The 12,190-nt window shown below is 72.6% G+C and carries 12 protein-coding genes and 1 pseudogene; 9 read left to right on the top strand and 4 right to left on the bottom strand.

Annotation, left to right across the window (positions count from 1 at the left end):
• Positions 1-106 precede the first annotated feature (106 nt).
• From GHR20_RS12750 to GHR20_RS12735, 4 genes are all read left to right on the top strand, one after another.
• Positions 107-430: a hypothetical protein gene (locus tag GHR20_RS12750; RefSeq protein WP_111584789.1), complete on the top strand. Its 324-nt coding sequence runs from the start codon at positions 107-109 to the stop codon at positions 428-430.
• A 171-nt stretch (positions 431-601) separates the two neighbouring features.
• The gene (locus GHR20_RS12745) at positions 602-970 is read left to right on the top strand and encodes a WhiB family transcriptional regulator (RefSeq protein WP_037660091.1); all 369 of its coding nucleotides are present in this window, start codon (positions 602-604) and stop codon (positions 968-970) included.
• Positions 967-1,290: a hypothetical protein gene (locus tag GHR20_RS12740; RefSeq protein ID WP_148027810.1), complete on the top strand. Its 324-nt coding sequence runs from the start codon at positions 967-969 to the stop codon at positions 1,288-1,290. The genes GHR20_RS12745 and GHR20_RS12740 overlap by 4 nt, the downstream gene beginning before the upstream one ends.
• A 148-nt stretch (positions 1,291-1,438) precedes the next feature.
• Positions 1,439-1,651 carry a hypothetical protein gene (locus tag GHR20_RS12735; RefSeq protein ID WP_153813227.1) on the top strand — a complete coding sequence of 71 codons (213 nt, stop codon included), beginning with the start codon at positions 1,439-1,441 and terminating at the stop codon, positions 1,649-1,651.
• A 288-nt stretch (positions 1,652-1,939) separates the two neighbouring features.
• Here the strand turns inward: GHR20_RS12735 and GHR20_RS12730 are convergent, their stop codons facing one another.
• Positions 1,940-3,349 carry an AarF/ABC1/UbiB kinase family protein gene (locus tag GHR20_RS12730; protein ID WP_111584786.1) on the bottom strand — a complete coding sequence of 470 codons (1,410 nt, stop codon included), beginning with the start codon at positions 3,347-3,349 and terminating at the stop codon, positions 1,940-1,942.
• Positions 3,342-4,571 carry a TOMM precursor leader peptide-binding protein gene (locus tag GHR20_RS12725; RefSeq protein ID WP_153813226.1) on the bottom strand — a complete coding sequence of 410 codons (1,230 nt, stop codon included), beginning with the start codon at positions 4,569-4,571 and terminating at the stop codon, positions 3,342-3,344. The genes GHR20_RS12730 and GHR20_RS12725 overlap by 8 nt, the downstream gene beginning before the upstream one ends.
• A 219-nt stretch (positions 4,572-4,790) precedes the next feature.
• Between GHR20_RS12725 and GHR20_RS12720 the strand changes: the two genes are divergently transcribed.
• The 4 genes and pseudogenes from GHR20_RS12720 to GHR20_RS12705 all read left to right on the top strand — a co-directional run bounded on the left by GHR20_RS12720 (position 4,791) and on the right by GHR20_RS12705 (position 8,700).
• The gene (locus GHR20_RS12720) at positions 4,791-5,363 is read left to right on the top strand and encodes a M48 family metallopeptidase (protein ID WP_111584784.1); all 573 of its coding nucleotides are present in this window, start codon (positions 4,791-4,793) and stop codon (positions 5,361-5,363) included.
• Positions 5,364-5,511: 148 nt separating this feature from the next.
• Positions 5,512-7,235 (top strand): annotated as a pseudogene (locus GHR20_RS12715) (TerD family protein).
• An 11-nt stretch (positions 7,236-7,246) separates the two neighbouring features.
• A complete protein-coding gene (locus GHR20_RS12710) occupies positions 7,247-7,927 on the top strand; it encodes an AIM24 family protein (RefSeq protein WP_111584782.1) in 681 nt (226 codons plus the stop codon).
• Positions 7,928-7,944: 17 nt separating this feature from the next.
• A complete protein-coding gene (locus tag GHR20_RS12705) occupies positions 7,945-8,700 on the top strand; it encodes an AIM24 family protein (RefSeq protein WP_111584781.1) in 756 nt (251 codons plus the stop codon).
• A gap of 108 nt (positions 8,701-8,808) precedes the next feature.
• Here GHR20_RS12705 and GHR20_RS12700 read toward each other — a convergent pair whose 3' ends face one another.
• Entirely contained in the window at positions 8,809-9,330 is a 522-nt protein-coding gene (locus tag GHR20_RS12700; RefSeq protein ID WP_153813225.1) for an NUDIX hydrolase, read from the bottom strand.
• Positions 9,327-10,814, bottom strand: coding sequence for a zinc-dependent metalloprotease (locus tag GHR20_RS12695; RefSeq protein WP_153813224.1), 1,488 nt, complete (start codon positions 10,812-10,814; stop codon positions 9,327-9,329). The genes GHR20_RS12700 and GHR20_RS12695 overlap by 4 nt, the downstream gene beginning before the upstream one ends.
• Positions 10,815-11,005: 191 nt before the next feature.
• Here GHR20_RS12695 and GHR20_RS12690 point away from each other — a divergent pair, with 191 nt between their 5' ends.
• Positions 11,006-12,130 carry an SDR family oxidoreductase gene (locus tag GHR20_RS12690; protein WP_148027803.1) on the top strand — a complete coding sequence of 375 codons (1,125 nt, stop codon included), beginning with the start codon at positions 11,006-11,008 and terminating at the stop codon, positions 12,128-12,130.
• Positions 12,131-12,190: the final 60 nt, after the last annotated feature.

Here is a 12,190-nt window from a genome sequence, read left to right as displayed (position 1 = left end):
GCACGGCAGCAGCGGCCTTCTCCAAGGCCCGCCCGCCGTGATGTACTTGCACATACGAAACGGACCGGTTCACCGGTCCCTGAGACGCCGAGAGGAGGCGAGTCCAGTGATCAGCATCAACGTCAGCGACATCCGCACGGCCAAACTGACCGATCGCTCGGCCGTCTCCCTGTGCCTGCTCGGCGCCTTCGACCGGGGCACCGGTCTGTCCGGCATCCGTGCCGCTCACCCGGCGTCCTCCCTGCCCGTCGCGGGCCTTCCCGTCCGCGATGAGCGCAATGAGCGACCGACCAAGGCACTGGGAGCAGTAGAGGCGCAGGCACATGCCTATGCCTTTACGGCGACTGGTGCCGGATTCCGGAAGCAGACGACGCAGCACCACCAGATGTGGGCCTTCCGTGGGCCAAAACCCTGGAGTTATCCAGCCTGATCCAGATCAGGCCGGCGCCTTCAGGGCCGCGGAACCCCATCCGGGATCCGCGGCCCTTCAGTTTTTCCCGAACGGGAAGGACGACGCGAAGGGGCCTCGGGCAGAGAAAAGAACCCGGTACCAGCCGACACCCGGTCAACCGGCCGGACGACCAGACGAGGAAGACCACCCGTGCAACTCGAAGCGCACGCCCCGTCAGTACCGCCTTCGCAAACGATCCCCCCGCCCGGCCTCACGGAGGACTCCACCTTGATCCCGCTCACCGCGCTCACCGCGCTCGACGACGCCATCGAGAACCTCGGCGTACCCGTCCCGTGCCGCTCCTACGACCCGGAGGTCTTCTTCGCCGAGTCGCCCGCGGACGTGGAGTACGCCAAGTCCCTCTGCCGCACCTGCCCCCTGATGGAGGCATGCCTCGCCGGGGCCAAGGAGCGGCGTGAGCCCTGGGGCGTCTGGGGTGGCGAGCTGTTCGTCCAGGGTGTCGTCGTCGCCCGGAAGCGGCCGCGTGGCCGCCCGCGGAAGAACCCGGTCACGGCATGAACACCGCAGGAACAATCGACCGTCCCCTCACGCACGACCCCAAGAAGCAGGCCCCGATGAAGCCGTCCACCAGCGAGCCCGCAGGCTCCGCGACCCCAGACTCCACCACCTCCGGCGCGACCGAAGCCCGCCAGAACAGGACCCGTGAGATGCAACTCATGCAAGAAGCCCTGGCTCGTGCGCATATGCACGACCGCCTCCATGACGCCCACCGGCAACGCCAGGCCACCCGCCTGGCCGTCGCCCAGCGCATGCAGCGCCGCGCCGAACGCGCTTCGCTGCGTGCCCGCCGTGCGCTCGCCATGGCCGTCATGCAGTAAATCCCGCAGACGACACGAAGGTGCTTCCCCGTGCGGGGCGGCACCCGAGCGATGTGGTGACTCCCCGCGGGGGCCGGTCCGGCCGAACGGACCGGCCCCCGCGGTGCGTTCTGGGTGCCGCCCGACGGTCACGGAGTATCGTCGCCGGATGACGAGTCTCCCCCCGGGAAGCGATCAGGGCGGCTCTGCGGAGCGCCCGGTCCCGCTCGTGTGCGACCGCTGCGGTGTCCCCGCCCCCGCCCCCCACCCCGCCACCTGGACCTGCTCCGTGGAGGACGGCGCGCCCCGCTACTTCTGCGACGCCTGCTCCCGCGACCACCTCCGCGCCATCGAGGGCCGCCTGGACTCGACCTGGTGGTGACCGCCACCCGCCCGCCACGCCCTCAGCCGCCGCCCGCCACGGAACACATGATCATGAAGGCGCCCTCCCCGACGAAGCCGTGCCGGCGCTGTAGCGCGGGCGATGCCTCGGGGTGCGCGAGGACGCGGGCCCGGCACTCGTGGTGCCCCGCTCCTCGGACGGCGGTCGTCCCCGGCCCGGAGGACGGCCTGCTCCGTCGCCCGGGCCCGGTGTCTCTCCGCCGGTGTCATTCCCCATTGGAGCACGCGGCACGGCCCCGGGGCCTGGGCTTTTCCGGGGTGCCCGGCGTCACGCCTCCGCGGCCGACCCCCCGGTGAGTTCCTCCTCCAGGAGCTCCTCCGCGCCTTCCTCGTCCTCCGGCTCGTCCGTGGGGAAGAAGCCCGGGAGCCAGGACTCCAGTTCCTCGCGGAGGCGGACCGTGGCGCCCAGCTGGCACAGGACGCCGATGGTGCTGAGCGTGACCCGGTGGATGAGGAGGTAGGCAGGGGGGAGGTTGAGCTGCTTGCCGAGCTGGTAGGCGGGGGAACGGGGGTCGGCGATGCGCGCCGCCTGGCTGCGCATCCAGGAGCGGGTGAAGGTGAACGCGTCGACCCGGGCCGGCTCGATGATCGGCAGCAGATAGTCGAGGACCGCGTCGGGATCCAGCTCTATGGATTCCTTGACGAACCCCTCCTCGCGGAGCAGCTCGTAGACCGTCTCCGCGTCGCCGTCCAGCGTCATCCGCAGGGAGACCCCGATCGGCTCCGGCAGCCCGCCGGGAAGCCGGTCCACGGTGCCGAAGTCCAGGACCCCGAGCCGCCAGTCGTCCTCGCCGTCCGGGCCGCCCGGCAGCAGCCGGAAGTTGCCCGGGTGCGGGTCGGCGTGCAGCAGCCCGGTGCGGGCCGGGCCCGAGAACAGGAAGCGGGCGAGCAGCTGACCGGCCCGGTCCCGCTGCTCCGGCGTGCCGCCGGCGATGATCTCCGACAGCGGGATGCCGTCGATCCACTCCGTCACCAGCACCTGCTCGCACTGGTGCACCACCGCCGGGACCACCACGTCCGGATCGTCCGCGAACTCCTGCGCGTGTGCCGTCTGGGCGGCGGCCTCCAGCCCGTAGTCCAGTTCCTCGGAGACCCGGTCCCGTAGCTCCGCGATCAGTGGCTTTATGTCCACGCCCGGGATGAGCGGCCCCAGCAGCCGGGCGAACCGGCCCAGTTGGATCAGATCGGACAGCAGGGCCTCACCGGCGCCCGGGTACTGCACCTTGACCGCCACCTCGCGGCCGTCGTGCCACACCGCCCGGTGCACCTGGCCGATCGAGGCGGCCGCCGCGGGCTTGTCCTCGAACTCCTCGAACAGCTCCCGCCAGTTCGGCCCGAGCCGCTCCGTCAGTACCGCGTGCACCGTACGGGTCGGCATCGGCGGCGCCGCCTCCTGGAGCTTGGTCAGCGCCGCCCGGTAGGGCCCCGCGACCTCCTCGGGCAGCGCGGACTCGAAGACGGACAGGGCCTGCCCGAACTTCATCGCCCCGCCCTTCAGCTCGCCGAGCACCTTGAAGAGCTGCTCCGCCGTGCGCTGCTGCAGCTCCCGGCCGACGATCTCCGCGGACTCGCCCACGATCCGCTTGCCCAGCCCCCAGGTCGCCCGGCCGGCGAAGCCGAGCGGGAGCGCGGCGAGCTTGGCGGTCCGGGTGACCGCCTTCCGGGGAAGATCAGACATGCGCCCTCCAAGTCCCTGTCGGCCGTGCCGCGCCCGCTTCGCGTGCCCGCTCCGTCGACGGCCGTTGCACCGCCATTGTCGCGCGTGACCGGCCCGGGGTTGAGGAGTGCTCCCCCTCGGCTTTTCCAGCCGGCCTTCCGGCCGCGCCGCAGCGGCAGGCCGGGTGCGGCACGACCGGGCGGGAATGCCAGTTCAGACCGGGTAGGGACACCTCCCAGCGGGCGCCCGCGCCGGACGGCGACGCGCCGTCCAGGAAGGCGAGGGCGTGGGCCGCGGCCAGTCCGGCGACCGTCGTGGAAAGGGCGAGGTCGCAGGCGCCGACCGAGCGGGAGCCGGCGCCGGAGCGCCACTGGGCGAGCAGCCGGGGCCAGGCCGGATCACGGTCCGTGCGGGACTCGTGCAGACACCCGGCGCAGGCGGTCTCGCCCGGCAGCACCAGCGGGCCCACGACTCCTGTGTTCTCCACCACACCCGCGTACAGATGCGGGGTGCCCGAGGCCAGCAGCGGCTGCGCGGCGGGCGGATCCGGGGCGTGCACGGCCACCTCGTCCCGGGGCGCGAGGATCACCAGGGAGAGCCCGGGTTCCCCGGCGCCGGACCCGGGGGAGTGGGCGCGGCGGGGCGGGCGGTCCGGGGCGGCGCGGCGGACGGCCGCCGCCGCTGCCGTGGCCCGGCGCTCACCGACCGACTCGGGCGGCAGCCCGCCCGGCGCCACGTCCCAGGGCCGCACCCGCCCCTCGTCCCGCACCTCCACCTCCCCGACACCCGCGCCCGACAGCACCGCCGCCACCACGGCCCCCACCCGTCCGGCACCGAGCACCCGGACCCGCAGCGCGCGGCGGGCGGCGAGCCGGGCCGGCGCGCCGCCCGGCTCGGGGACGGTCAGGGAGAGCGAGGCGAGGTCGGGGCGCAGCCGCCGCAGCACCTCCGTCCTTGCGCGCAGCGCGGCCGCGGCCGGTCCGCCGCCGCGCGCGTCGTCCACGAGGCCCGCGCGGGCCAGCCGGTCCACCAGCGTGTCCACCCGGCCGTCCGGCAGCTTCAGCCGGCGGCCCTCCGCGCGCAGCAGCGGCAGCCCCCGGGTGCCGTTGAGCAGGTCGAGGAAACGGCTGGTGGCGGTGTCCACCGGACCCAGCGTCAGCGCGTGCGCGGGAGTCATCCCGAACTGCGCCGTGCCGAGATCACGCCAGCCGCGCCGCAGCGCGGGCTTCAGTACCGGATGCATGACAGGCCCCCATATCCGTGCATCTGCGCATCTCTCAGGACATCGGCGGACCGGTCATATTCCGGTCGTGTTCCGCCGACGCCTGCCAGCATGCCCCCTCGGCCCGCGGGGCGTGGAAAGTTATCCACAGGTGGTGGGTGATCTTCATATGAACCGGCAGGCGCGTCGAACCGTCCGGGAGCCGGGACTTTGCCCCTGCCCAGCGGGTAACGTCGGGGCGTGTCCGCCGACCCACTTCAGCACCGCGCCGGAAAGACAGAGCGCAGCGCGACGAGCGCGATCGAGGTCCGCAGGAGTGCCCGACGCCGCCGGACGGTCTCCGCGTATCGCGAGGGCGACCGCACCGTCGTCCTGATCCCCGCCCGGATGTCGAAGGCGGAGGAGCAACGCTGGGTGACCGTCATGCTCGACAAGCTCGCCGCCCAGGAGAGCCGGCGGGTGCTCGGTGACGCGGAACTGACCGAGCGCGCCGAGCGGTTGTCGGCGCAGTTCTTCGACGGCGGCGCCCGCCCGGCCTCCGTGCGCTGGGTCACCAACCAGAACACCCGCTGGGGCTCGTGCACCCCGGCCGAGGGCAGCATCCGCCTCTCCCACCGGCTCCAGGGCATGCCCGAGTACGTCATCGACTACGTGCTCTGCCATGAGCTGGCGCACCTTCTGGTGCCCGGGCACGGCCCCGACTTCTGGCGGCTGCTGGAGGCGTATCCGCGCACCGAGCGGGCCCGCGGCTACCTGGAGGGCGTGGTCGCCGCCGCCCGGCTGCCGCACGCGCCCGGCACACGGGGCGAGTGACCCGACCCCGCGCGTCCCCCGTGTGTGTGGCCGGAATCGGTTCTGTACCGGGTCTGTACCGACCGGGACCGGCCGGGGTGGTTGTCGGCCACAGCCGTTAGCCTGGCGCGACGCACTCATATCTCGGGATGGGGGACGGTCGTATCGCATGGCCAGGGAATTCCAACGCGGCCACAAGGCCCGGATCAGTGACCTCACGGCGGGCACCGATCTGTACGTAGGCGTGCAGATCGCCGGCCCCGGACTGACCTTCGACATCAGCTGCTTCGGCCTGGACGCCGAGGAACGGCTCTCGGACGACCGGTACTTCGTCTTCTTCAACCAGCCGAAGTCGCCGGAGGAGTCCCTCCAGCTGCTCGGTGCCCAGGCGGGCGACACGGAGTCGTTCCGGGTCACGCTCGACCGGATTCCGGACGGCATCCGCAAGCTGTCCTTCACGGCGACCATCGACGGCGCCGGGCAGATGTCGCAGGTCGGTCCCGGCTACCTGCGCATCGTCGCGGGCGGCGAGGAGGTCGCCCGGTACTCCTTCACCGGCGCGGAGTTCTCCACCGAGCGGGCCGTCATGCTCGGCGACATCTACTTCAAGGACGCCTGGCGGTTCGCCGCGGTCGGACAGGGCTTCGACGGCGGCCTGGAGGCGCTGCTGAAGAACTTCGGCGGCGAGGTGCTGGAGGAGGAGGCGCCCGCCGCCCCGGAGCAGCAGCCGCAGTCCGGCGCCCCCGGCTTCGCCCCGCCCGCGTTCGCCCCGCCCGGCGAGACCGCCGCCCCGCCCGCCTTCGCCGCCCCACCGGCCGGCGATACGCCCGCACAGGGCTTCACACCGCCGGGGTCCACGCCCCCGCAGGGCTTCCCGGCCCCCGCCGACACGCCGCCGCAGGGCTTCACGCCCCCCGGCCAGACCCCGCCCCCGGCCCCGGCCGCACCGGACGTGCACGGCGCGCCGACGGTCATCGCCCCGCTGGCCCCGCCCCCGGGCCGGCGGGCACCGTCCCGCCGCCCGCCCCGGCACCCGCGCCCTACGGCCGGCCGCCGCAGCAGCCGTCGTACGGCGGCCGGCCCCCGCAGCCCTCCTACGGAGGTCAGCCCACCGCCCCGCTGCCCCCCGGCCACGGTGCCCAGCCCGGCGCGCCCATGCCCCCGGGCTACGGCCAGGTCCCCGGTCAGCAGACCGCCTCCTACGGCGTGCCCCAGGGCGCCCCGCAGGGCGGTGCCGGTGTGGGCGCGGCCCTCCAGAAGTTCAAGGAGACGCCCACCGGGCAGCGCTGGACGCAGCAGAACAAGAAGCTCATGCGCGTCGACCTCGGCATCGGCGGGCAGCCGGTGCTGGCCAAGCAGGGCAGCATGGTGCTCTACCAGGGCAAGGTCGATTTCAGCTACAAGGGCGCCGGTATCGCCGGCCGTATCGTCGGCAACGCCACCGGCCAGGAGATGCAGCTGATGCGCTGCACCGGCCAGGGCCAGGTGTTCCTCGCCGAGAACGCCACCTATCTGCACCCGATCGAGCTCCAGGGCGACGCGATCTGCGTCTCCGCCGAGAACGTGCTCGCCTTCGACGAGACCCTCCAGTACGAGGTCCGCCGCATCGAGGGCCACGGCATCCCCGGCGGCGCGCTGTTCACGATGCAGTTCCAGGGCACCGGCACCATCGTCGTCAAGACGCACGGCACGCCCGTGGTACTGCCGGTCACCCCGACCACCTTCGCCGACTGCAACGCGGTGGTGGCCTGGTCGGCGGCGGCCCAGGTGATCGTCTCCAGCCAGGTCCGGATGCGCCGCAACGCCTACCCCGGCGACACCGGCGAGAGCGTCAACCTCCAGTTCCGGGGCGCGCCCGGCAACTTCATCGTCGTCCAGCCGTACGAGGTCTGAGGGAGCCCGTCATGAACCAGCCGCTCGCGGGCTTCGCTCCCGCACCCGTCACCGCCCGCATGGAGAACCACGGGCACCACATGCTCAAGGTCGCCATGCAGACCGGCAACGACCTCTTCGCGCGCGTGGGCTCGATGGTCGCCTACGAGGGCTTCGTGCAGTACGAGCCCAACCCGCCGGCCGTCCGCCAGATCGCCCGGGACTGGATCACCGGCGAGGGCGCCCCGCTGATGAAGTGCTCCGGGGACGGACTGCTCTACCTGGCCGACTACGGTGCGAACGTCGTCGTGATCAACCTCGACGGCGACGGCATCTCCGTCAACGCCACCAACCTCCTCGCCTTCGACGCGCACCTGAGCTGGGGCGTGGAACGGGTGAAGGGGCTCGCGAAGTTCGCCGGGCAGGGCCTGTGGAACACCCGGATCTCCGGGCAGGGCTGGGTCGCGCTGACCTCCCGGGGCACGCCGATCGTCGTGGACTGCGGCGGCGGCGAGGACGAGACGTACGTCGACCCGGACGCGCTCGTCGCCTGGTCGCCGAACCTGAAGGTCAAGGGCAAGCGCAGCTTCAAGGCGCAGTCGCTGATCGGCCGGGGCAGCGGCGAGGCATACCAGATGGCCTTCTCCGGACAGGGCATCGTCGTCGTCCAGCCCAGTGAGGACAGCACCGACCGCCTGCGGGTCCGGGGCTGAGGGGGAGTCAACACGCCATGCAGAGCCCGATTTTCGCGTACAACGACAACCAGACGCAGGAACGCTGGAGCCTCCAGAACGCGCAGCTGCTGCGCGTCGTCATGGAGGGCCACGACGACATCCTCGCCCGCAAGGGCAGCATGGTCGCCTACCAGGGCCTGGTCGAGTTCGACGCCGAGTACCACAGCGGCAACCAGCGGCGCGCGCGTGCCCACACCGGCGAGGGCCTGGACCTGATGCGCTGCCACGGGCAGGGCACGGTCTATCTGGCCAACCTCTCCCAGCACGTGCACATCATGGACGTGGAGCAGGACGGGCTGACCGTCGACAGCTCCTACGTGCTCGCCATGGACTCCTCGCTGCACCACGAGGTCATCGCCGTCGACAGCCTCTACGGCATCTCCGGCTCCGGGAAGTACCAGCTCAACATCACCGGGCGCGGCCGGGTCGCCCTGATGACCTCCGGGTCGCCGCTGCTGCTGCGGGTCACCCCGGACCGGTACGTGAACTGCGACGCCGACGCGATCGTGGCCTGGTCGACCGGGCTGCGCGTGCAGATGCAGGCCCAGACGCACTCCTCCGGGGTGTGGCGCCGGCGCGGCAACACCGGTGAGGGCTGGGAGCTGAGCTTCATGGGCTCCGGGTTCGCGCTGGTCCAGCCCAGCGAGCTGCTGCCGCCGCAGAACGCGGTGATCGGCCAGGGCATCGCCGCCCAGTTCGGCATGGGCCAGCACGGGGCGCGCGGCGGGAACCAGGGCAACGTCTGGAGCTGACCGCCCGGGAAACGCACATCCGTAGGGCAGAAGTAAGGGGCGACCGCCTAGCGGTCGCCCCTTACTGCTGTACGTCGCCCCGTACCGCTTCACGGCCCGGCGACCGCCTCACAGTCTCGCGCGGGTCGCGTCCACCAGCCGTACGACCGACTCGTCCGCCACGCCCGCGACCTCGTCGTAGCGGAACCAGCGCAGGTCCAGGGACTCGTCGCTGATCGCCGCCACGGCACCGGCGGGGGCCAGCGCCGCGTACTGGACGTCGTAGTGCCAGTGGCACGGCGCGGGGATCGGATGCCGGTCCAGGCGCACCGGGCCGCCGGGCAGCAGCGTGAGCCCGGCCATGCCCGACTCCTCCGTCGCCTCGCGCAGCGCGGCCGCCGAAACGGTGGCGTCGCCCGGCTCGCAGTGGCCGCCCATCTGGAGCCACATCCGCAGCTTGCGGTGGAGCGTGAGCAGCACCCGGCCGCGCTCGGGGTCGATCACCAGGGCGCTCGCCGTGACATGGCCCGCGTGACAGGGCTTCCACATGCCGTCCGGGTGGGCGGCCAGGTGGTCCAGGTAGGACTGGCGCAGCTCGTCCTGGCCCTCGTACCCCTTCAGGACGAGGACCGCGTCGTCGTACAGGCTCACTCGGTGTCGTCGCCCTCGGCCTTGTCGTTCTTCTCGGAATCCCTCTCGGAATCCTTCGCAGGGTCCTTCTCGGCGTCCTTCCCGGTCTCCTTCTTCAGGTTCGGCTTGCCGGCGGCCTCGCCGAGCATCTTGTCCAGCTCGGAGAAGTCCATCTGCTCGCGGTGCACGAAGCCGTCCGGGTCGTCCAGGTCGGTCGCGGTCGGCAGCATGTCCGGGTGGTGCCACAGGTCGTCCCGGCCGTCGACACCGCGCGCGTCGGTGAGCGAGGCCCACAGGCGGGAGGCGTCGCGCAGCCGCCGGGGGCGCAGCTCCAGGCCGATCAGCGTGGCGAACGTCTGCTCGGCCGGGCCGCCGGTGGCACGACGGCGGCGCAGGGTCTCGCGCAGGGCGTCGGCGGACGACAGACGGGGCTTGGCGGCCGCGTGGACCACCGCGTCCACCCAGCCCTCCACGAGCGCCAGAGCGGTCTCCAGACGCGCCAGGGCGGCCTTCTGCTCGGGCGTGTCCTCGGGCTGGAACATGCCCTGCTGAAGCGCGTCCTGAAGCTGCTCGGGGTTCTGCGGGTCGAACTGGCCGACCACGTCCTCCAGCTTGGCGGTGTCGACCTTGATGCCGCGGGCATAGCCGTCGACCGCGCCGAACAGGTGCGAGCGCAGCCACGGCACATGCGCGAACAGGCGCTGGTGGGCCGCCTCGCGCAGCGCCAGGTAGAGCCGCACCTCCTCCAGCGGCACGCCCAGGTCCTTGCCGAACGCCTCCACATTGGCCGGAAGCAGCGCGGCCTTGCGGGCCGGGCCGATCGGCAGGCCGATGTCCGTGGAGCCGACGACCTCGCCCGCGAGCACCCCGACGGCCTGCCCGATCTGCGTGCCGAACATGGCGCCGCCCATCGAGCGCATCATGCCGATCAGCGGGCCGGCCATGGCCTGCATCTCCTCCGGCAGCACATCGCCCATGGCCGCGCCGACCCGCTCGGCGACCGGGTCGACCAGTTCCCGCCAGGCGGGCAGGGTCGCCTCGACCCACTCCGCGCGCGACCAGGCCACCGCCGAGGAGGCGCCCGACGGCAGCGAGGTGGCGTCGTCCAGCCACAGATCGGCCAGGCGTACGGCCTCCTCCACGGCCTTGCGCTCGGACGGGCCGACGCTGGCGTCCTTGGAGCCGTCCGCGGTGCCCTGGGCGACCGTCTGGCGCGCGATCTGCTTGGCCATGTCCCAGTTCACCGGGCCGCCCTCGTAGGAGAGCATCTGGCCCAGCTGCTGGAACGCGGCACCGAGGTCGGTGGGGTTCAGCGAACCGAACATGGCAGCGAGCGGATTGTCGGCTCCGGGGCCGCCAAAGCCGCCGGCTCCGGGCATACCGCCGAAGCCGAAGGGGTTGGCCGGTCCCTGACCACCACCGCTCTGCTGGTCCTTCTTCTTGCCCTCGTCGCCGTCCTCCGGCTCCTCCGGCGGAAGGCCAAAACCGAATGGGGTGTCACTCACGGGATTCCTCGGCTGGTAAGGCCACCGGTCTTCTCCGGCGGCGCGGCTGCCCGACAACACCACCCAGCGTAGACACCCGGACCCGATCGGGCCTCGATGCTCCGCCCGCGGAAGCCCTGCGGCAGGATGGATGCACCTCGTACGTGCGCGTCTCTCACGCCCGTACAGAAGACAACCGCTGGAGATGCCGGGTGAGTTCCCCAGATCCGCAGGTTCGCGCAGCGCGAAACCACTCAGACGCGTCCGCCGGGCGCAAACCCGCCGTGCGCGGGCCCGTCGTGGCGGTCACCGGTGCCGCGACCGGCGTCGGAGCCCTGCTCACGGCGCGGCTGGCCGCCTCGGAGGAGATCCGGCGGGTCGTCGCGATCGACGAACGGCGCGGGGAGTGCGAAGAGGCACAGTGGCACATCCTCGATGTCCGCGATCCGGCCATCGCGGACAAATTGCGCGGCGCCGACGTGGTCGTCCACCTCGCGCTCGACCTGGATCTCGGCAGCGACGCGGCCGCGCGGACCGCTTACAACGTCCGGGGGACCCAGACCGTGCTGACCGCCGCGGCGGCGGCCGGCGTGCACCGGGTGGTGCTGTGCACCTCTGCGATGGTCTACGGCGCGCTGCCCGACAACGAGCTGCCGCTGTCGGAGGACGCCGAGCTGCGGGCGACGGCCGAGGCGACCGGGGTCGGCGACCTGCTGGAGATCGAGCGGCTCGCCCGCCGCGCGCCCCGCGCCCACCCCGGCCTGAACGTCACCGTCGTACGCCCTGCTGTGCTCGTCGGTGGCACGGACACCGCGCTGACCAGGTACTTCGAGTCGCCGCGCCTCCTTGTGGTCGCCGGGTCGCGGCCCGCGTGGCAGTTCTGCCATGTCGACGACCTGTGCGCGGCCCTGGAGTACGCCGTCCTGGAGAAGGTCGAGGGCGAGCTGGTCGTCGGCTGTGACGGATGGCTGGAGCAGGAGGAGGTCGAGGAGCTCAGCGGGATCCGGCGCATGGAGCTGCCCTCGGCGGTCGCGCTGGGCGCGGCGGCACGGCTGCACCGCATCGGGCTCACCCCCTCCCCGGCGGGCGACCTGGCCTACACGATGTACCCCTGGGTGGTCAGCGGGAGCCGGCTGCACGACGCGGGATGGCGGCCGGGGTGGACCAACGAGGAGGTCCTCGCGGAACTGCTGGAGGAGGCCGCGGGGCGGCATACGGTGGCCGGCCGGAGACTCGGCCGCAAGGACGCCACGGCGGCGGGCGCGGCCGGAGCGACGGTGGCCCTGCTGGGCGCGGCGGCGGTGGTCCGCCGGGCCCGCAAGGCCCGCCGGCGGTAGGAGGGGGTCCGTACGAGCATCCAACACGTCCGCGCCCAAGCCGGGTGAACCTCGTATTCC

This window comes from Streptomyces sp. SUK 48 (genome assembly GCF_009650765.1).
In the GTDB taxonomy this organism is placed as follows: Bacteria; Actinomycetota; Actinomycetes; order Streptomycetales; family Streptomycetaceae; genus Streptomyces.
The sequence above is the reverse complement of the archived record's forward strand: the minus strand, read 5'-3'. Positions and strand labels throughout refer to the sequence as shown.